19 protein-coding genes are annotated in these 20,231 nt (G+C 64.7%); 5 read left to right on the forward strand and 14 right to left on the reverse strand.

The genetic code is table 11. The features are described 5' to 3' along the window. Window positions 1-127: 127 nt before the first annotated feature. Complete coding sequence (locus ACIPUD_RS11290) at window positions 128-511, forward strand: VOC family protein (RefSeq protein WP_018455287.1); 384 nt, start codon at window positions 128-130, stop codon at window positions 509-511. A gap of 45 nt (window positions 512-556) precedes the next feature. On the opposite strand, the gene ACIPUD_RS11295 is transcribed toward ACIPUD_RS11290, so the two are convergent. Next, the gene (locus ACIPUD_RS11295) at window positions 557-1,054 is read right to left on the reverse strand and encodes a hypothetical protein (RefSeq protein WP_368507878.1); all 498 of its coding nucleotides are present in this window, start codon (window positions 1,052-1,054) and stop codon (window positions 557-559) included. Between the two features lie 257 nt (window positions 1,055-1,311). Here ACIPUD_RS11295 and ACIPUD_RS11300 point away from each other — a divergent pair, with 257 nt between their 5' ends. Continuing rightward, window positions 1,312-1,662, forward strand: coding sequence for a GrlR family regulatory protein (locus tag ACIPUD_RS11300; protein ID WP_018455289.1), 351 nt, complete (start codon window positions 1,312-1,314; stop codon window positions 1,660-1,662). A gap of 96 nt (window positions 1,663-1,758) precedes the next feature. On the opposite strand, the gene ACIPUD_RS11305 is transcribed toward ACIPUD_RS11300, so the two are convergent. The 9 genes from ACIPUD_RS11305 to ACIPUD_RS11345 all read right to left on the reverse strand — a co-directional run bounded on the left by ACIPUD_RS11305 (window position 1,759) and on the right by ACIPUD_RS11345 (window position 14,920). Then, window positions 1,759-4,446 carry a PAS domain S-box protein gene (locus ACIPUD_RS11305; RefSeq protein ID WP_085395593.1) on the reverse strand — a complete coding sequence of 896 codons (2,688 nt, stop codon included), beginning with the start codon at window positions 4,444-4,446 and terminating at the stop codon, window positions 1,759-1,761. 124 nt (window positions 4,447-4,570) lie between these two features. Continuing rightward, complete coding sequence (locus ACIPUD_RS11310; RefSeq protein WP_446480678.1) at window positions 4,571-5,497, reverse strand: DMT family transporter; 927 nt, start codon at window positions 5,495-5,497, stop codon at window positions 4,571-4,573. An 80-nt stretch (window positions 5,498-5,577) separates the two neighbouring features. Continuing rightward, window positions 5,578-6,393, reverse strand: a complete 816-nt coding sequence (locus tag ACIPUD_RS11315; RefSeq protein WP_204511498.1) for an NUDIX hydrolase — start codon at window positions 6,391-6,393, stop codon at window positions 5,578-5,580. Window positions 6,394-6,397: 4 nt separating this feature from the next. Continuing rightward, window positions 6,398-7,351: a dihydrodipicolinate synthase family protein gene (locus ACIPUD_RS11320; protein ID WP_446480679.1), complete on the reverse strand. Its 954-nt coding sequence runs from the start codon at window positions 7,349-7,351 to the stop codon at window positions 6,398-6,400. A gap of 28 nt (window positions 7,352-7,379) precedes the next feature. After that, window positions 7,380-8,258, reverse strand: coding sequence for an SDR family oxidoreductase (locus tag ACIPUD_RS11325; RefSeq protein WP_446480680.1), 879 nt, complete (start codon window positions 8,256-8,258; stop codon window positions 7,380-7,382). 150 nt (window positions 8,259-8,408) lie between these two features. Further along, window positions 8,409-9,269 (reverse strand): MaoC family dehydratase, encoded by an 861-nt coding sequence (locus ACIPUD_RS11330; RefSeq protein WP_018456496.1) that lies wholly within the window; start codon window positions 9,267-9,269, stop codon window positions 8,409-8,411. A gap of 208 nt (window positions 9,270-9,477) precedes the next feature. Next, window positions 9,478-9,867, reverse strand: a complete 390-nt coding sequence (locus ACIPUD_RS11335; protein ID WP_085360844.1) for a Zn-ribbon domain-containing OB-fold protein — start codon at window positions 9,865-9,867, stop codon at window positions 9,478-9,480. Beyond that, window positions 9,867-11,024, reverse strand: coding sequence for a thiolase domain-containing protein (locus tag ACIPUD_RS11340; protein ID WP_085360843.1), 1,158 nt, complete (start codon window positions 11,022-11,024; stop codon window positions 9,867-9,869). The genes ACIPUD_RS11335 and ACIPUD_RS11340 overlap by 1 nt, the downstream gene beginning before the upstream one ends. A gap of 404 nt (window positions 11,025-11,428) precedes the next feature. Further along, window positions 11,429-14,920: an indolepyruvate ferredoxin oxidoreductase family protein gene (locus ACIPUD_RS11345; RefSeq protein ID WP_085360841.1), complete on the reverse strand. Its 3,492-nt coding sequence runs from the start codon at window positions 14,918-14,920 to the stop codon at window positions 11,429-11,431. A gap of 280 nt (window positions 14,921-15,200) precedes the next feature. Between ACIPUD_RS11345 and ACIPUD_RS11350 the strand changes: the two genes are divergently transcribed. Then, window positions 15,201-16,427 carry a c-type cytochrome gene (locus ACIPUD_RS11350; RefSeq protein WP_018456493.1) on the forward strand — a complete coding sequence of 409 codons (1,227 nt, stop codon included), beginning with the start codon at window positions 15,201-15,203 and terminating at the stop codon, window positions 16,425-16,427. A 1-nt stretch (window position 16,428) separates the two neighbouring features. Here ACIPUD_RS11350 and ACIPUD_RS11355 read toward each other — a convergent pair whose 3' ends face one another. Beyond that, window positions 16,429-17,082, reverse strand: a complete 654-nt coding sequence (locus ACIPUD_RS11355) for a trimeric intracellular cation channel family protein (RefSeq protein ID WP_085351305.1) — start codon at window positions 17,080-17,082, stop codon at window positions 16,429-16,431. A gap of 164 nt (window positions 17,083-17,246) precedes the next feature. Here ACIPUD_RS11355 and ACIPUD_RS11360 point away from each other — a divergent pair, with 164 nt between their 5' ends. Next, window positions 17,247-17,639 (forward strand): hypothetical protein, encoded by a 393-nt coding sequence (locus ACIPUD_RS11360; protein WP_018456491.1) that lies wholly within the window; start codon window positions 17,247-17,249, stop codon window positions 17,637-17,639. A 57-nt stretch (window positions 17,640-17,696) separates the two neighbouring features. On the opposite strand, the gene ACIPUD_RS11365 is transcribed toward ACIPUD_RS11360, so the two are convergent. From ACIPUD_RS11365 to ACIPUD_RS11375, 3 genes are read right to left on the reverse strand one after another with little or no spacing between them, the layout of a single operon-like run. Beyond that, window positions 17,697-18,506 carry an isocitrate lyase/PEP mutase family protein gene (locus tag ACIPUD_RS11365; RefSeq protein WP_085384241.1) on the reverse strand — a complete coding sequence of 270 codons (810 nt, stop codon included), beginning with the start codon at window positions 18,504-18,506 and terminating at the stop codon, window positions 17,697-17,699. 51 nt (window positions 18,507-18,557) lie between these two features. Then, window positions 18,558-18,908, reverse strand: a complete 351-nt coding sequence (locus ACIPUD_RS11370) for an antibiotic biosynthesis monooxygenase family protein (protein WP_018456489.1) — start codon at window positions 18,906-18,908, stop codon at window positions 18,558-18,560. Window positions 18,909-18,945: 37 nt separating this feature from the next. Further along, on the reverse strand, window positions 18,946-19,254 hold the full coding sequence (locus ACIPUD_RS11375) for an NIPSNAP family protein (protein WP_007603076.1): 309 nt from the start codon (window positions 19,252-19,254) through the stop codon (window positions 18,946-18,948). Window positions 19,255-19,419: 165 nt separating this feature from the next. On the opposite strand from ACIPUD_RS11375, the gene ACIPUD_RS11380 reads away from it, so the two are divergent. Further along, window positions 19,420-20,118 (forward strand): winged helix-turn-helix domain-containing protein, encoded by a 699-nt coding sequence (locus ACIPUD_RS11380; protein ID WP_018456488.1) that lies wholly within the window; start codon window positions 19,420-19,422, stop codon window positions 20,116-20,118. Window positions 20,119-20,231 lie beyond the last annotated feature (113 nt).

Genomic DNA, 20,231 nt, shown 5'->3' on the forward strand with positions numbered 1-20,231 from the left:
TCCTTACTTAATCCGGAAGGCGAACTAAGGTTCCCGCGCAGCTGCCGAGTCGGCAAGAGCGGTGGCGGTCACGGGCCGAGCCCGCTAACATGCGCTGCAACATCAAGATCCGTCGGGAGAACACGAAATGCCAGTCGTCACTTGGGATCACGTCCATCTGCGCAGCCCCGATCCGGAGGCCACGGCGGCCTGGTTGCGGGACATCCTCGGTGGCGAGATCGTGCAAGCGCCCGGACGGATCGACGTGAATCTCGGCGGCGCAAGGATCTTCATTGCGCCCCTCGAGGGCGACAATGCGGTCAACCCGCCGCCGCCGCACCCGCATCAAGGCCTCGACCATTTCGGTCTCACGGTGAAGGACATCGACGCCGTCGCCGCCGAGCTCAAGGCCAAGGGCGTCACTTTCACGCGCGAACCGACCACGATCCGCCCCGGCGTGCGCATCTGCTTCATCCGCGGCCCCGAAGGCATCTCGATCGAGCTGCTCGAGCGCGACAAGAAATATACCTGACACGGCGCGCGCCGCTCACCGGGCGACGTTGCCTCCCGGCGTGCCTCAAGTCATGCTGCCGGGCATGAAGCAGCGGACGGCGACGCCCATGTAGCCATAGATCGGCCAGACCATGGTGCGCCCCACCCGGTTCGGCTCCGAGATCACGGCCTCCTCGGGCACGTCGACCCAGACGAGCTCCTGCGGTCGGCCGTCGATCATGTGGCCATAACGCGGGACGCGGACCCGATAGTGCCCGTCCTTGCTGTCCCAGTCGGCGTCCGAGAGCGCCGAGCCGTCGGCATCGGAGCAACAAGGCCCCTTGCCGCTTCGCAGTCCGTCGAACCAGGCCTTCAATTCGGCATTGGTGTTGACGAACTGGCCGCGGTCGCGCGCGTGGCCGAAGGGGGCCGCGAGTGCGATCAGGGCCAGGACGCATGCTAGGTTCGCCACGGTTCGCCAGCGTGCTGCGCCGCCGATCCGCCGTTGTCGTGTTTCGCAAATCGTGGGACGCACACTGTACAGACGCGGCTTCTCGCCGCCGGAATCGATCCAGTTGCTCACGTTTGTCTTGCTCCAGCACCCCGCGGCCAGTGCAACAATGGTTATGCATTTCGCGGGCCAACTTGATTCGCAACGACTGGCCTCGCTTCATGATCAGACCGTCATGGCGGGGTCATAGACAAGCCGGGACAATTACGGCTCACGGGCAAGCTCGCAAGGTCGGCGGCCAAACTGCCGCGTTGCGTGGCCGCATGCCCTTTGGCATAAATGCCCTACCGGTTACGCCATTGGGCGATGGCGGCCGGCCTCGGGACGTTATGAAGAACGGCCTCTATTCGATTCACGTGAACCTGCTCGATGGTCGGGTCGGCAAGGGCAGCGGCGTGATTCTTTTTCGCGACGGCAAGATTCTTGGCGGCGATGCGTACCTCTATTACACCGGCAGCTACACGGTGAAGGACAACACCTTCAAGGGTGAGGTGCTGGTCCAGCGTCACACCTCGCCGCGGGGCGACGACAATCCGCTGTTCGGCGGGCCTGCCGCGGTCGGCATCGGCGTCAGCGGCACGTTCACGGAGACGCGCGGGGACATGACGGGCACCGCGCTGGTCGGCAAGGCCAGCCAGATTTTCGGCGCGACGCTGCACAAGCTTGCGGAGGTCGACTAGGACTTCGGTTCTGATTGAATCAACCAAAGCTCTCAATTGTTGATTCGACGCGTTTTCATCACGCGAACGGCATCCACTTCGCTCGAAAACCGCTAGCTATTCGGCGGCCTGCTCGAGCGGCGCCACGCGCGGCAGGATGATCTGGATACGTGTGCCGCTGCCCGGTTCGGAATCCAGATCGAGCCGTCCGCCGAGCCTGTTCGTGACGATGCTGTAGACGATGTGCAGCCCGAGGCCGGTGCCGCCCTGATCGCGCCGCGTCGTGAAGAACGGATCGAAGGCACGGCGGCGGACGTCGAGCGACATGCCGCAGCCATTGTCGGAGAAGATGATCTCGACATTGTCCTTGCCGGACTCGCGCACCTGGATGTCGATGGTCCCCGGCCGGCCGTCCGGGAAGGCGTGCGCCACCGCGTTGAGAAACAGATTGGTCAGCACCTGGCCGTAGGGTCCGGGATAGCTGTTCATGGTCAGATCAGGCTGGCACTCGACGTTGAGCGTCAGATTGTGCTTGCGAAGGCCGGGCCGCAGACTCATCACCACCTGCTCGGTGAGGTCACCGAGATCGAAGCTGCGCTGGTCCGAATAGTTGCGGTCGGCGGCGACCTGCTTGAACGACTGGATCAGCTCGGCGGCGCGATTGAGATTGGCGACGAGCTGCGAGGACGCGTCGCGGCTGGTATGGAGAAAGTCGTTGAGCGTGGAGCGGCGCAGCTCGCCGCGTTCGACTTCGGCGGTGAACATCGCGGTCTTGCGCTCCAGCGCGGAGGCGACCGTGAGGCTGATGCCGACGGGATTGTTGACCTCGTGCGCGACGCCGGCGACGAGGCGCCCGAGCGCCGCCAGCTTCTCCGCCTCGATCAGCGAGGCCTGGGTCTCGCGCAGATTGCGCAGCGCGGTCTCGGCGGATTCCTTGGCTTTCCGCATCTCCTGCTCGCCGCGCTTGCGCTCGCCGATGTCGAGCGCCACGGTGACGATCCGCTCGATCTCGCCTTCGGCATCGAGCAACGGCAGCTTGTTGACGAGCCATTGCCGCATGTGGCCGGAAGAATCAATGTACTCCTCTTCGTAGAAGCCGAGGCCCTTTCGCAGCGTCAGCACGCGCTTGTCGCTCTCGTCGGACTTGGCCGCGCCGTAGCGCGACATCAGGTCGGCCGTGGTGCGGCCGAGCGCATCGCCGGGCTCGATTCCGAAGATGCCGGCCATGTAACGGTTCATCAGCACGTAGCGCAGGTCGCGGTCCTTGACGTTGATGACCGCTGGCACGGTGTCGATGACCTGCTGGAGCAGGCGCCGTCCTTCGGCAATGGCGTCTTCCGCGCGCTTCTGGTCGGTAATGTCGCGCAGCGTGCCCTCATAGCGGACGATGTTGCCCGCCTCGTCGCGGACGCCGGTGGCACTGTCGGACAGCCACAGGATGTCGCCGCCGCGCTGGCGCACCTGGTATTCGAACTCGCGCACCATGCCGTCGCGTGCCATCAGCCGCTGATATTCGACGCGAGCCTCGGGATTGACGTAGATGGTGTGGGCGATGTCGTTGATGCTGTCGATGAGGTCTTTGGGGCTGTCATAGCCCATCATCCGCGCCAGCGCCGGATTGGCGTTGAGGAGGTCGCCGGCCGGCGTCGTGACATAGATGCCGTCGACCGAGCCCTCGAACAGTTTCCGGTAGCTCTCTTCGGCAAGGCGTTGCTCGGTCAGTGCGCGCACCGCCGCCTCGCGTGCCGTGTCGGCTTCCTCCAGCGCACGGCGGAACACTTCGGCCGCCCGCGCGATGTCGCCGATCTCGTTGTCGAGGTCGGCGGACGGGATCGAGGTGTTCTTCTCGCCGGCTGCGAGCGCGCGGATCGACCGCGCGATCTGGGCGAGCGGACGGACCGTCCGCCGCACCACGAAGCCGGCCGCGAGAATGCCGATCAGCACACCGACGGTACCGAGCACGATGCTCTGCCAGCGCGCCTCCGTCAGCGTGCGGGCAAAGTCGCGCGACAGCACGTGACCGCGCCGAGCGCTGACCTCGCGCAGCAATTCGGTGACGCGGCCGATCAGCCGACCCTCGGTTCCCAGCACCTCGCGGTCGATGTCGGCGATCTGCCGTTCACGGACCGCGACCGCGATGATCGCCTCGGCGTACTCGTTGACCGCCGATCTGAGCTTGGGATCAGTGACGCCCATCGCCCGCATGCTCTGCGCCGCCTGCTCGGCCGCGGACGGGTTGCGCGCAAGCAACCCAAGCGCGATCCGGCTCTGCGCTTCCGACAGGCGGGACGCCAGCTCTCGGTCCGCAGTGCCGGAGACAGCTGCGTCGAACTGGTCGCGGAGCGGCGGCAGCCCGGCAAGCAGCTGGGCGCGGCGGTCGATCAAGGTCGAGATCCGCTCCAGGCCGCTGCGATAGGTCGCAAGCCGCTCGCTGACGCCGTCGATCATATCCTGCTGCTCGGGCACGAGCTCGATGCGGGTCTTCTTCAGGATGTCACTGAGCGTCGATGCCGCCTCGCCCACCTGCTTGAACTGGATGCCGGCGCCAGGGTCGGTGACGAAGTCGCGCGCGGCGAGCCGCAGCTCGTTCATGCGGCGGTCGATGTCCTCGGCGAGGTCGCCGACGCTCTGCAGCCGCTGCAGCTCGGCGAAGGTCGTGTCGATGTGCCGGATCGCAATCACGCTCGCGGTCGAAGTGACGATGATCACCGCCAGCACCAGAAGGAAGCTGCCGAACGTGAGCTGGCCGATGGAGAGCGAGAAAGTTCGCTTTTTCTCAGGGGTCGGCGTCAATTCGGCGGACATTGGTGATGTGTGGACCGGGCCATTGGAGCTCCAATATACGACGTATTGCAGTCCCGGGGGAACATGCGTCTGGCCGCCGAATATCCTTAATGTTGAAGCCCTACCGGCCTCCTTGGCCCCGGTTTTATGACGTTTTGACGCCGGCCGGCCGCCGGGCCGGGATGGTCATGGCGGCGACGCCGAGGACGACGCAGGCAAGGCCGATCCAGGCGGTCCGGCTCAGGCTCTCGCCGAGGAAGGCGACGCTGATGGCAACCCCGATCGGCACGCGGAGATAGGCCTGCGCGGTGGTGCCGACCGAGCCCAGGGTCTGGATCAGGCGGAAATAGATCACGAAGGCCGCGGCCGTCGAGAAGGTCGCCAGCGCGAGCAGCGCCAGCACGGAACTCAGCGAGGGCGACAGCGTCCAGGGCTGCTCGACGATGAGCGAGGCCGGGAGCAGCGCCGCCGCCCCCGCCAGCAACGAGCCGGCCGCGGGCGCCATGGGATCGAGGCCCTTGAAGCCGCGACCGAAGATCGCGGCGCAGGCGTAGCAGATGGTGGCGGCAACGATCGCGGCCTCCGCGACGAGGCCGCTTCCAACATTATGGAAGGCATCGACGCCGACGATCAGCAGGATGCCGGCCATACCAGCGACCACCCCGACCAGCTTTCGCGGTGTCGTCGCCTCGTGACGCGTCACGACCGCCGTGAGCAGGAAGGTGAAGATCGGGCCGGCCGAGTTGAGGATGGTCGCAAGCGCGGCATCGACGTGGCGCTCGCCCCAGGCGATCAATGTCCAGGGGATCACGCTATTGAGCACGGCCTGGAAGGCGAAGCGTTGCCAGGTCGCGGCATCCGTCGGCAGCCTGATGCCCCGCGCCCACATGATCGCGAGCAGCAGCAGGCCCGCAATCGTGGTGCGCGCCGCGATCAGCGTGATCGGAGGAATGGTGGCGACGCCGAGCTTGATGAAGGTGTAGGAGCCGCCCCAGAGCGTTGCGAGCGCCAGCAGCAGCGCCAGCTCGACGGCGATGTTGTTGTCCTGCCGATTGCCCTGTCGGTTGTCCATGTCGCGCGCTCGATCCCGTTGTCAGGGACGGAACCTAGCGCGTCTGCCCTCGCCGATACTTCGCTTTGTATCGAAGTGTCCTAGCCGATGGCCCCGACCTCGAACACCTCACCGTCATAGCCGGCCTCGCGGGGAATGCGGAGCTGACGGCCGGTTTCGGTCTTGGTCATGACAGGCATCACCGTCACGACGGACATGCCGCGGGCGTGCTCGAGCGCTGCGCTCACGCTGCCCTGCTTGGCGAGCCGGATCAAATTGCGCGTTGTCGGGAACGGCAGCTTGAAGCGGCCGCTCTCGCCGCCCTCCACCGCCTCGCGCGGCGAGACCCAGATCGAGTCGGTCGACTCCCGGCCATCATGCGCGCCGAGCTGGTCGGGCGGTGCTGCCGCAAGGAAGAACCAGGTGTCGAAACGTTTTGGCATCCCCTCGGGCGTGATCCAGTGTGCGTAAGGCACCAGCGTATCGAGCGCGAGCTGGAGGCCGTTGTCGGCCAGAATGCTCAGGAAGCTGATCTTGTGCTCGTTGAGCGCGACGCGATGCGCATCGGCGATTTCGCCGGCGCGCTTGGCATCAACAGGCGTGCCCGAGTCCTTCGAGCGCGCCAGCAGGATGCCGCTTTCCTCAAAGGTCTCGCGGATCGCGGCGATCCGAAAGCCGCGGTCCGCTTCACTCAGCCCCTCGCCGCCCGAATACAGGTCGGAGCGCTTGACGATCTCCTGATCGCCGGCATCGACGCTGCCACCAGGAAACACCAGCGCGCCCGAATTGAACTCGATCTGATGATGGCGAACCATCATGAAGACTTCGATTTCGTCGCGGCTCTTGCCGTCGACCGTCACGCCGTCGCGCAGCAGGAGGATCGTCGACGCAGGGCGTGATGCTGATGCCTCGGCCATTCGACTAACCTGCGGCGCTGGATTGCGGGCCGAGATTGGCGCGCTTGTCGACGCGGGCGACGCGCGACAGCAGGTAATCGACCTCCGCCTTCGCCATCGGGGTGATGGTGGCGCCGGGCTTGCGCTGGGCGCTGGAGGCAATGATGCCGCGCTTCTGCAGCACGTATTTGCGCACGGCAAGGCCCGCGCCGGGCTGCTGCTCGTAGCGGATCAGCGGCAGATGCGCGTCGAACAGATCATGGGCGGCGTCGCGCTTGCCTTCCTTCGAAAGCCGCACGACGTCGATCAGGAGTTCGGGGAAGGCATAGCCGGTCATGGCGCCGTCGGCGCCGCGCTCCATCTCGAAGTCCAGAAAGAGCCCGCCATTGCCGCAGAGGATCGAAAGCGGCCGCAGCGAGCCGTCCTTCTGGAAATTGCGCAGCGTCGAGATCTTTTCCAGCCCCGGCCAGTCCTCGTGCTTGAGCATCACGCAGTTCGGATTGTCGGTGACGATCTTGCGGATCACGGCCGGGGTGAACACCACCGACAAGGTCAGCGGATAGTCCTGGAGCACCCAGGGCACGTCGGGGCCGATGGCCTCGGCCGCCTGCTTGTAATAGCCGACGATCTGGTCGTCGGTCCGCAACGACGGCGGCGGCGCGATCATGACGCCGGCCGCGCCCGCTTCCATCGAGGCCTTCGCCAGCGAGCGCATGGTGGCAAAGCCCGGCGCGGAGACGCCGACGATCACCTGCATCTTCTTGGCGCGCTTGACGAAGCGTACCGCCACCTGTTCGGCCTCGGCGGCATCGAGCTTCGGGGCCTCACCGAGGATGCCCAGCACAGTGACGCCGTCGCAGCCGACCTCCTCGTAGGAATCGGTCAGGCGGTCGATCGAGCGCTCGTCGATCCGGCCGTCATCGTGGAACGGCGTCGGCGCGATTGCGAAGGTGCCCTTGGCGTCGGCGGTAAGTTTCATCGTTGTCCTTGTTTCTCTCTGTCGATGGCTAAAACCGCCGCGCCCCCATCTTGATCTGCTCTTCGGAGAAGAATATCTCCTTGGCATGATCGGCGATGTCCTGGGCCTTCCAGCCCGTGTGCGGCGGCTTCCAGCCGTCCATTTCCATCATCCGCATCTCGCGCACGCCGCGGGGCCCGGACACGCCCAGCACCTTGCCGGTCTGGTCACCGGACAAGTCGCTGACCATATATAGCACGGCCGGCGCGATGCCGTCCGGACCCAGCGCCGCGCCGGGGTTCTCCTTATAGCGGGGCAGGTCTGCGGTCATGCGGGTCAGCGCGCCCGGCGCAAGCGTCCAGATCCGGATGTTGTATTTGCGGCCCTCGATTGCCAGCACGTTGGACAGGCCCCAGATGCCGCCCTTGGCCGCGCCGTAATTGCTCTGGCCGAAATTGCCGATCAGGCCCGAGGTCGACGAGGTGTTGACGATGACGCCGCCGCCGTTTTCCCGCATCCAGCGAAATACCGGCATGGTGCAACAAAAGGTGCCCTTCAGATGCACCTTGATGACCTTGTCCCAGTCGGACTCAGACGCCTTGGCGAAGGTCTGGTCGCGCAGAATGCCGGCATTGTTGACGAGGATGTCGGCGCGGCCGAAATGCTTGATGGCGTCGTCGAACACCGACTGGCCGCCTTCCATGGTGGAGACGTCGGCGCCGTTGGCGACCGCCTTGCCGCCTTCGGCCTTGATCGCATCCACCACGAGCTGCGCCATCGATGTGTCGGCGCCGGAGCCGTCACGGGGCCCACCGAGGTCGTTGACGACGACGGAGGCCCCTTCCCGCGCGAACAGCTTTGCGTAGGCCTCACCGAGCCCCCCGCCCGCGCCGGTGATCAGCGCAACCTTGCCGTCGAGTAGTCCCATGGTGGCTCTCCCTGTTTTGTTCTTTTGCTCCGTCATGGCCGGGCTTGTCCCGGCCATCCACGAACTTGATCGCCAACCGCGCGAAGAACGTGGATGCCCGGGACAAGCCCGGGCATGGCGAAATAACTCAGAGCGCGTCGAGCGGCATCATCACCCCAGCACCGTCTTGCCGTTCTTGATCACGGTGACGCCGCGCGACTTCACCTTGGCTTCGAACGAGATCACGCTGCCGTCCTTCCAGAGGTCCATGGTCACGGTCTCGCCGGGATAGACCGGCGAGGAGAACCGCGCGACGTGCTGGCGGAAGGCGGAAGCGTCGTAATCGGCATAGGTCTGGAGCACGCCGCGGCAGGTGATGCCGTACGTGCACATGCCGTGCAGGATCGGACGTGGGAAGCCGGCCTTCTTCGCGAACTCAGGGTCGGAGTGCAGCGGGTTGCGATCGCCGCAGAGACGATAGACCAGCGCCTGGTCGGGACGCGTCACGATGTCGATGGTCGTGTCGGGTGCGCGGGACGGGCTCTTGTGCGGATCCGGCTGGGTCAGGTTCGGCCCGCCAAAGCCGCCGTCGCCGCGGGCGAAGCGGGAGGCGACCAGAGTTGCCAGCTTCTCGCCCTTCTCGTTCTTGAGCACGGTCTGATGGCTGATGACCACGCCCTTGTCCTTGCCCTTGTCGTAGACTTCGACCACGGAGGAATCGGCGGTGATGTGCGCGGCGACCGGCAGTGGCTGGTGGAAGGTGATGTCGCGCTCGCCGTCCACCACCATCACGCGGTTGAGGTTCATCTCGCCAGGCCCCGCGCCCCAGGCGGCGACGGATGCAAAAGTCGGCACCACCTTGAGCGGTCGCGGCGTCAGCGTGCCCTCGTTGACGAAGGCGAGCTCGTTCTCGTCCATCGGATCGGCGCCAAGCCCAATGCCGTAGGCATAGAGCATCACTTCGCGGTCGGTGTAGGCATATTTCTGGCCGAGGTTTTTGAGGCCTTTGAGTTCGTCGTATCTGGCGGACATTTTTGTTGTTTCCTCCCGGCACTTTCAGCGAATGGCGGCGCCCATTGATGCGCCCTCTCCCCTTGCGGGAGAGGGCTCCAAGGTGCTCGCAACAAACTCGTTTGGGTGAGGGGTTCGCTCCGCATCGAACAATCTCTCGGTGGAGAGAGACCCCTCATCCGGCGCTTCGCGCCACCTTCTCCCGCAAGGGGAGAAGGGAAGAAAGCGACTACGCCGGCGTAAAGAACGGCAATGGCGCGCCGTCGGTCGGCTTGAACACCACCTTCACCTTCTGGCCGATCTTCAACGTCGTCAAATCGCAATCGACGAAATTGGTCTGGAGCGATGGGCCTTCCTTCAGCGTGACGTAGCCGATCGCGTAAGGGCCGGTCGGCGACTTCCGCATCAAGCTGTAGGTGTAGATCGTACCCTCGCCCGAAGACTCCTCCCACACCGTCTTGTCGGAGTAGCAGAACGGGCAGATCGCACGCGGGAAATAGTGCGCCTCGCCGCACGCGGTGCAGCGCTTGATCATGAACCTGCCCTCTTTGGCCGCATCCCAGAACGCGGCTGTCTCAGGGTTCGTCACCGGGGCCGGATATTTCTTGGCTTCGCTCATCACACGCGCTCCAGAATGGCCGTCGAGGCGGCGTGGCGAACACCCAAAAGCCCGCCGGTGCCGTGGGCGATGGCGAGATCGCAATTCTTGACCTGCACCTTCGGATGCGCCTCGCCGCGCAGCTGCCGCACGGCCTCGAGGATCTTGGTCATGCCGCCGCGATTGACGGGATGGTTGCTGCAGAGGCCACCGCCATCGGTGTTGAACGGCAGCTTGCCGACGCCCGAGATCAAATTGCCGTCGGCGACGAACTTGCCGCCCTCACCTTTCTTGCAGAAGCCGAGGTCTTCGAGCTGCATCAGGACGGTGATGGTGAAGCTGTCGTAGATCGAGGCGTATTTGATGTCCTTCGGCGTGATGCCGGCTTCCTCGAAGGCACGCGGGCCGGACCAGATGCCGGCGGAGTATGTGAGGTCGAGATCCTTGCCGCCGCGCGGGCCCTTCATCGCCTCGCCATGTCCGATCAGCTTGACCAAAGGCTTCTTCAGGCTCTTGGCGATTTCAGGCGTGGTCACGATCAGCGCGCCGCCGCCGTCGGAGACCACGCAGCAATCCATGCGATGCAAGGGATCAGAGATCATCGGCGAGTTCAGGACGTCCTCGACGGTCACGACGTCCTTGAGCATCGCATGCGGATTGTATTGCGCATGGTGCGAGGCCGCGACCTTGATCCAGGCGAGCTGCTCGCTGGTGGTGCCATAGTCGTGCATGTGGCGCATGGCACACATGCCATAGGCATTGTGCGTGGTCGCGCCGTAAGCCGTCTCGAAATCGGCCTCGGCGCCCGCCGCGCGCGGCGGCATCGCCCCGGTGCGCGGCTTGCCGGCCAGCGTGATCAGCGCGATCGAGCACTTGCCCGCGGCGATCGCTTCAGCGGCATGGCCGAGATGGATGATGTAGGAACAGCCGCCGGTCTCGGTGGAATCGACATGGCGGAGTTTTTTGGTGTTCAGCCCGAGATAATCAACCATCGGCCAGGCGCCGCCCGGGGCGTCGCCCGCGCAGAAATAGCCGTCGACATCGTCCTTGCTGAGCCCGGCATCCTCGATCGCGCCCTTGGCGACCTCGGCATGGAGTTGCGCGGTGGATTTGTCCGGCGCGTGCCGGGTCGGGTGTTCGTAGATCCCGGCAATGTAGGCCTTGCCCTTGATGGTCAAATAAGGTCTCCGCTGGCGTTTCTCACTTCCGGTTTTTTCTGAACCGCTGCCGCCCTGTTGGCAAGCGCGGAAATATTCCGTCGGGCGAGAGGGCAGCGGGCTGGCGCAAATGGCCGCCGCATCATCCGAGGTGCGGTGGAAGGCCCTGCTGCCGCAGTCGTCGTTGCGAGCGCAGCGAAGCAATCCAGGAATCTTTCCGCGGACGCACTCTGGAATTGCTTCGCTGCGCTCGCAATGATGGGAACGACGGGCAGAACCCTAAAGCTGTTTTGCCCGACGGCACAAGTGATTTCGTTTTATCGAAAAATGTTTTTTCGCGGAAACAACCCCATGCACAGTAGAACGGTGGTTGATTTCAAACAGGAATTTGCAGGGCGGATTAGCGAGTCCACCCCACGAAAATTCTACTCCGCCGCGATCTGCCTCGGCGCCGGCGGCGGGTTCGCGAGGTCGGCGGCGAGCTGGGCGTAGCGGGCCTTGGCGTCTGCTACGGCCTTCTCCTTCACCGGGCCGTAGCCGCGGATGCGGTCGGGCAGCGAGAGCAGCTCCACCGCGGTATCGATCGTCAGCGGCGACAGCAGGCCGAGCACGGTGGCGACGTCCTTCTCGTAGCCGGCGATCAGATCGCGCTCGAGCTTGCGGTCGGCACTGCGACCGAAGATGTCGAGCGGCGTGCCGCGCAGGAACTTGAATTTTGCCAGCACGCGGAACACCGGAAGCATCCACGGGCCGAAGGCGCGCTTCTTCGGGCGGCCGAGCGCATCGACGCCCCTGCTCAGAATGGGCGGGGCCAGGTTGAAGTTGAACTTGAAGTCGCCTTCGAACTGGTCGCGGAGCTGCTTTTCGAAGGCGCCATCGGTGTAGAGGCGCGCGACCTCGTATTCGTCCTTGTAGGCCAGCAGCTTGGCGTAGTTGACCGCAACGGCGCGGGTCAGCGCCTCGTCATAGCCGCCCTGCCTGGCGACGTCGCTGACCTGATCGACCAGCTTGCGGTAGCGTTTCGCGAGGCGGCCGTTCTGGTACGCCGTGAGATGCCTGGTGCGATGCTCGATGACCTCGTCGAGCGTCATTGCGTCCAGTGACTTGGGCGCAACGACCTCATCCGTTCCCTTCAGCATGCCGGCAAGCCGTGCGGGATCGGCGACCGCGAGGCGGCCGAGGCGGAAGGCTTCCTTGTTCATCTTGATCGAGACGCCGTTGACCTCGATCGCCTGCTCGATCGACTCCGCTGACAACGGCAAGAGGCCCTTCTGATAGGCGTAGCCCATCATCATCATGTTGGTGGCGATGCTGTCGCCGAGCAGCTGTTCGGCCGGCTTGGTGAAGTCGAAAAATACCGAGTCCTTGTGCAGCGCGGTTTCCAGCAACCCGTTCAGCTTGCGGGTCTGGAAGTTGAAATCGCGGTTGAGGACGAAGTCGGCGGTGGGAATGACGTGGCTGTTGATGATGCCGCGGGTGCGGCTGCTGTCGCAGAGTGAGATGGTGTCCTTGGCAACCGCGACCACCTCATCGGCGGCGAGCACGACATCCGCCGTGCCCGTGACGATGCGCGAGCAGGTCACCTCGGCCGGATGATCGGACAGGCGGACGTGGCTCAGCACCGCCCCACCCTTTTGCGCCAGGCCCGACATATCGAGGATCATCGAGGCCTTGCCCTCGATATGGGCGGCCATGCCGAGCAGCGCGCCGATCGTCAGCACGCCGGTCCCGCCGACGCCGCCGACAGCGATGTTGTAGGGCTTGTCCAGGTTGGGGCGCGATGCCGGCTCAGGCAGATCGCCGATATCGCCGACGCCCGCCGGCGCGCGCTTGCGCATCTTGCCGCCATCGACGGTGACGAAGGACGGGCAAAAGCCTTTGACGCAGGAATAATCCTTGTTGCAGGTCGACTGGTTGATGGCGCGCTTGCGGCCGAACTCGGTCTCGAGCGGCTCGACCGAAATGCAGTTCGATTGCACCGAGCAATCGCCGCAGCCTTCACACACTGCAGGATTGATCAGCACACGGCGCGCCGGATCCTCCATCGTGCCGCGCTTGCGGCGGCGCCGCTTCTCGGCGGCGCAAGTCTGCACGAACACGATCGCGGACGCGCCCTTGACCTTCCGCAGGGTCTTCTGGACCGCGTCGAGTTCGTCACGATGCGCGGTCTTGACGCCGGGCGCGATCTCGTTCGCCGGATAGGCGTCGGGATTTTCTGAGACCAGATAGATCTCGCGGATGCCTTCGCTGTGTAGCTGGAAGGTGATCTGCTGCGGCGACAATTCCCCGTCGACATGCTGGCCGCCGGTCATCGCGGTCGCGTCGTTGTAGAGGATCTTATAGGTGATGTTGGCGCCGGAGGCGATCGCCTGGCGGATCGCGAGGCTGCCGGAGTGGAAATACGTGCCGTCGCCGAGATTGGCGAAGACGTGCTCTTCCTTTGTGAAGGGGGCAACGCCGACCCACGGCACACCCTCGCCGCCCATGTGGGTGAAGGTCTCGGTGGAGCGATCCATCCACAGTGCCATGAAGTGGCACCCGATGCCGGCAAAGGCGCGACTGCCTTCGGGCACCTTGGTCGAGGTGTTGTGCGGGCAGCCGGAGCAGAAATACGGGGTGCGGGCGACAGGCGCGGTCGCCTGCATTTGCGACGCCTGGCGGCCGTTGAACCAATCGGCCTTGGCGCGCAGCATCGTTGCAATTTCGGGATTGAGATCAAGTCGAAGCAGCCGCTCGGTCAGCGAGCTCGCCAGCGAGGCGACGCTGAGTTCTTCGGCAAAGGGAAGGAAGCGCTTGTCGTGATCGTCCATCTTGCCGATAATGCGGGGACGGACATCGTCGCGCCAGTTGAACAGCTCCTGCTTCACTTGGTTCTCGACGATCTCGCGGCGCTCTTCGATGATGAAGATTTCCTCGAGTCCTACAGCGAATTGCCTGACGCCTTCCGGCTCCAGAGGCCACGGCATGCCGATCTTGTACAATCGAAGTCCGATCTTGGCGGCGACCTCGGGCGTGATCCCGAGCTCGCGCAGCGCCTGACGGATATCCTCGTAGCTCTTGCCGGACGCCATGATGCCGTAGCGGGCGTTGGGCGAGTCCATGGTGACGCGATTGACCTTGTTGGCGCGTGCAAAGGCGATCGCGGCAAAGCCCTTGTAGTCCTGCAGGCGGCGGTCCTGGGCGAAGCGGTCGTCGGGCCAGCGCAGATTGAGGCCGCCTTCGGGCATCTCGAAATCGGTCGGGATCACGAACGGCGTCATCTCGTCGGTGAGGTCGATCTCGGCGGTGGTCTCCACCGTCTCCGTGATCACCTTCATGCCGACCCAGCAGCCCGAGTAGCGCGACATCGCGATACCCAGAAGACCCATCTCGATCATCTCGTGTACGCTCGACGGGTAGAGATAGGGCATCAGCGCCGACATGAAGGCGTGGTCGGATTGATGCGGGACCGTCGAGGATTTTGCGCCGTGGTCGTCGCCGGCGAGACACAAGACGCCGCCGTTCTTGGCGGAGCCCGCGGCATTGCCGTGGCGGAAGACGTCGCCGCAGCGATCGACGCCGGGGCCCTTGCCGTACCAGATGCCGACCACGCCGTCATACTTGGCGCCGGGCGAGAGGTTGAGCTGCTGCGAGCCCCAGACCGCGGTCGCGGCCAGATCCTCGTTCACGCCGGGCTGGAACTTGATGTTGTACTGCTCGAGATGCTTGCGCGCGGCGAAGAGCTGCTGGTCATAGCCGCCGAGCGGCGAGCCGCGATAGCCGGAGATGAAGCCGGCGGTGTTCAATCCCGCGGCACGGTCGCGCCGGATCTGGGCCATCGGCAGCCGGACCAGGGCCTGAATGCCCGTCGTGAAAATATGTCCGGTGTCCTGGGTGTATTTCTGATCGAGACTGATCGGACCCTGGTTGATGCCCATTATGTCCTCTTCCGCCCTTTTGAGCGCTTGGCTGCTTAAGCCGTTGCCTGCCCGTTGTTTTTAGCTAGGGCGCGCCGACCATTTCCGCCACTCTATGTCGGATATTTCACGCTCCGCATCACAATTCTGGACCAAAGGGAGCGCCGGGTAAAAATCGCAATTTCGTGGCTGCATTGGCATCCCCGATTTTCATTTTGTGTCACCATACCCCCGCCGTCGCGCAACGAATTGACGCCCCGTCATCCGGGACGGCGTCGATGGGTCGCAGGAGAGGCTTTCGATGCGGACGATTCTCACTGGCCTGGCTCTCGTGGGCCTGGCGTTGTGCAGTGCGGTTGCGAGCGCGGCCGGCGCCGCCGAGCCGTCACCGGAGCTGATCGCCTACGGCAAGTCGCTGGTGGAGGCCGGCGACTGTGCCGGCTGCCACACCGCCGATCCCGCCAAACCGTTCGCGGGCGGAAAGCGCATCGACACACCATTCGGCGCGATCTATGCCCCGAACCTGACGCCGGACCGCGACACCGGCATCGGCGCCTGGACCGACACCGATTTCACTCGCGCCGTGCGCACCGGTGTCGCCCCAGACGGCTCCAACTATTACCCGGCGTTCCCCTACCCCTATTTCACGCGGATGACGAAGGACGACACGCTGGCGATCCGGGCCTATCTCGGAACGCTCGCGGCCGTCACCAGCCGCAACAAGCCGCCGGAACTACGCTGGCCGTTTGGCTATCGCGGCCTGATGCGGATCTGGAACATGGTCTATTTCAAACCCGGCCTGTTCGAACCGGACCAGAGCCAGAGCGCGGCGTGGAATCGGGGCGGCTATCTCGTCACCGGGCTCGGTCATTGCGGCGCCTGCCATACGCCGAAGAACTATTTTGGCGCGGACAAGCAGGCGCAGGCCCTCGCGGGCAACGAGGTGGGCGGCTGGTACGCGCCACGGCTCGATGGCGCCGCCCGCACCGGGCTGAAATCGTGGAGTGTCGAAGACATCACGGAATATCTTCAGAGCGGGCGCAACGCCAGGAGCCATGCCAGCGGGCTGATGGCGGAGGTGGTCGTCAATTCGACTTCGAAGATGAGCGATGCCGACGTGCGCGCGATCGCGGTTTACCTGAAGAACCTGCCGCCGGCACGGCGTGAGACGATCGTGACGCCGCCTGACGATGCCGAGATGAAGGCCGGCCAGGCCATCTACGCCAAGTTCTGCATCGCCTGCCACGAGGCCGACGGATCCGGCGCACCGCGCATCTATCCGCCGCTGCCCGCCAACGCGCTGCTGCAATCGGTCAATCCGTCCTCGACCTTGCGCATCATCCTCGACGGCGCCCACACCGTGACGACCCCGCGCGCGCCCAACACCGGGGAGATGCCGGCCTATTCCAACCAGCTGTCCGACGCAGAGATCGCGGCGGTGACGAACTACATCCGCAATTCCTGGGGCAACGCCGCGCCGCTGGTGACGCCGGCGCAGGTGGCGAGGGCGCGGAAGCAGGAGCCGTAGCTCAAGGCTCCCGCTCCTCCTCTTCCGTGAAGACGAATTTCGGCATCTCCCATTTGTAGCGCACCGCCAGCAGGCGGAAGCTGATGCCGAGGACGAATGTCAAAATGGTCCAGAGCTCGGCGTTCAGCTTAAGACCGAACGCGGTGGCATAGAACAATCCCGTCACCACCGAGACGCTGGCGTAGAGCTCGGAGCGGAACAGCAGCGGCACGTCGTTGCAGAGCACGTCGCGCAACACGCCGCCGGCGCAACCGGTCACCATGCCGGAGACGATGACGATCGGCAGCGTGGCATCCATCTGCCAGGCGATGTCGCAGCCGGTCATGGTGAAGACGACGAGGCCGATGGCATCGAGCACGATGAAGGCCAGTTTCAGCCGGTGCACCAGGCGCGCCATCAGGATGGTGAGGAAGGCGGCGCCTCCGGCCAGTGCGAGGTAGATGGGGTTCTGCACCCAGGCCAACGGATAATGCCCCAGGAAGAGATCGCGCAAGGTGCCGCCGCCGAGCGCCGTGATGCAGCCGAGGAAGCAGACGCCGAGCCAATCCATGCTGCGGCGGCCGGCAGCGAGCGCGGCGGTCATGCCTTGCGCCGCGACCGCAACCAGCGACAACAGATGCAGCACGCTATAATCGCTCGGCGGCAAGCTCCACATCGCTTTGTTCCCTTCCGTCAGCGGAGCTTACGCGTCAGGTTCCCCAGCGAACAGGTTCCCGATTCCCGCCGCGGGCGCAACATGCGACGAAAGCATTAAGGAGGGCGGAACAGAATCTCGCATCCACGGGTTGTCCCGCCGCAATAATCGAGGAGAACCAATCGATGGCTGACGACCGTTTTATCAACGATCCGTACCGCCCGAATCTCGCCGATGATGAGTATCGCAATGCGGCGCGACGGGATGCCCAGCTTCAGGTCGACCCGGAGCTTGGCGAAGGCCCCGCCTCCAGCGGCAAAGTAGCCCTGTTCGCAGTGGCAATCGCCTTGGTGCTGGGTGCCGTATTCTACGGCCTGAACAACACCGGCACCAGCAACCAGGCCAGCACCACGCCGGCGACGCAGACAGCGCAGCAGGCACCGGCCACCAATCCGGCCGCACCTCCCGGCATGCGCGACGTGACGCCGCGCACCAATACCGGGCCGGGCGTGACCACGGGCGCCGCGCCGAGCAAGGCGGCCCCGGATACGCCGGCACCCGCTGACGGCGCGAAGTAACGAATTGCAACAATATGCAACAGCGGCGGGATTCAGATCCCGCCGCTTTCGTTTGTCTTAGCTGAACATCTTGTTGAGCTCGCCGCCGGGATAGCCGCTCGCCAGCTCCGCGAAGGTCCCCTTCTCCGCCATTTCCTTCGCGGCCCGCATGAAGCCGCCCCAGGCGGCGCGAGCGAGTGAACCGCCGACGCTGATCCGGCGCACGCCAAGATCGGCAGCTTCCTGCAATGACAGCCCGGAGCCGCCGATCAACAGGTTGAACGGTTTGGGTGCAACAGCCTTCACCACCGCGGCGATGTCCTCGCGGCTCTTCAGGCCCGGCGCGTAAAGGCAATCGGCGCCAGCATCTGCGTAGGCCGTCAGCCGGTCGATGACCAACTTGAGGTCGGTCACGCCCCACAGATAGGCCTCGCAGCGGCCGACCAGCAGCACGCCGCTATCGCCGATCGCCTTGCGCGATGCCTTGATGCGCTCGACTGCGAGCGCGCGCTCGTAGATCGGCTTGTCCTTGTCGCCGGTGGAATCCTCGATCGACAGGCCGGCAACGCCGGTGCGCACACAGCGCTCGACATTCTCCGCGACCTTGTCCGGCTCGACCGCAAAGCCGCCCTCGAAATCCGCGTTCACCGGGATATCGACGGACGTGCTCAATGCCGCCAGATGCTGACAGACGTCCTCGACGGTGACGTGGTTGTCGGCTTTGCCGATGGTCCAGGCAAAGCCCGCACTCGACGACGCGAGTGCCTTGAAACCGAGATGCTGCAACGCTTTCGCGCTGCCGACGTCGACCGGATTGGGCAGGATGAAGCAGCCGCTCTCGTGCAGCTTCCTGAAGGCCGCGCGCTTGTCAGCAGTTGTCACGTGCATGTTTCTCTCCCTTGTTGGCCGCGCAGAGATGGGGACGTGCCGCCACGAGCGCTAGTGCGCGTCGTGCACCGCGCGGCTGTCCTTCGGCGCCTGCTCGCGATCATTCATGCTGTAGTCACGGATGACGCTGGCGATACGCAAGTGATAATCGGCGAAGATTTTCGCGCGGCCCTTGGCCTGGGTGCGGCGATGCTCCATCGTGTTGCGCCAGGCTTGCACGGCCGCCTCGTCCCGCCAGAACGACACCGATAAGATCTTGCCCTTCTCGGTCAGGCTTTCGAAACGCTCGACCGAGATGAAGCCGTCGATGGTTTGCAGGATCGGCTTGAGGTCGGCCGCGAGGTCGAAATAATCCTGGCGGTGTTCCGGCTTCGGCCAGACCTCGAAGATCACGGCGATCATGGGCGTCTCTCCTGTCGTTGATGGCCTACGATAGCACTTACAAAACCACTTGGCGCAGAAACGTGCGCTCTTCCGCGAGGATGAATTTGTGCTCCTCGGCGAAGTGGAAGTTGGCCATGCCTTCCGTATCCTGACGCAGCCGGGCGCGATAGGCCTCATACGCAGCCAGACTCTCGAAGGTAATCAGCGCAAACGCGATGTTGTTGGTGCCCTCGTGCGGCATGAAATAGCCGATCAGATCGCCGCCGCATTTCGGGATGATGGTGAGCCAGCGCTTCGAATACTCCTCGAACTGCGCGCGCTTGAAGGGATCGAGCTGGTAGCGGATGAAGACGGTGACGGACATGATGGGCTCCTCTGGTTCCACACCGCCATTGCGAGCGCAGCGAAGCAATCCAGGAATCCCTCTGCGGAGGCAGCCTGGATTGCGTCGTCGCTTCGCGCCTCGCAATGACGAACAACCCCACGCTACGCGCTTGCCCGACCGCAATGCTTCGGCTACCATCGAAGCATGAAATCAGGTCCCGACATCGCCATGATCGCCTCGCTCGTCGGCGATCCCGCACGCGCCAACATGCTCACGGCGCTGATGAACGGCCGCGCGCTCACCGCGAGCGAGCTGGCGCAGGAGGCCGGCATCACGCCGCAGACCGCGAGCTCGCATCTTTCCAAGCTCGAGGCCGGTGGCCTGATCGAGCCGGAGAAGCAGGGCCGCCACCGCTACTACCGCCTCACTGACGACGATGTCGCCGGGGTGCTGGAGGGGCTTGCGGGCCTCGCCGCGCGGACCGGCCATATGCGCGTGCGCACCGGGCCGAAGGATCCGGCGCTGCGGCGTGCCCGGATCTGCTACGACCATCTCGCCGGCGATCTCGGCGTGCAGATGCTCGACACCCTCCGCGCGCAAAACCTGGTCAGGCAGAAGAAGCAGGAGATCGAGCTGACGGCCGAGGGCGAGCGCTTCCTGGCGAAGCATTTGCAGATCTCGCCCGACATGCTCGCCCATCCCCGCCGGCCGGTCTGCAAGGCCTGCCTCGACTGGAGCGAGCGGCGTCACCATCTCGCGGGCACGCTGGGCGCCGCCATGATGCAGCGTTTCGCCGAGCTGAAATGGGCTGCCCGCGACGCCACGCCCGGCAGCCGCGTGGTGAATTTTACGCGCACCGGCGAGAAGCAGTTTGCCGCGTTGTTCGGGACTGCGAAGGACTGAACACAAGCGCGTGTAAGCGTCTCTCGTCGTCATGGCCGGGCTTGACCCGGCCATCCACGTCTTTAGTGCAGTTTGCGTGGCACCACGTGGATGCCCGGGCCTTCGCCTCGCCG

Source organism: Bradyrhizobium sp. CAR08, assembly GCF_052871955.1.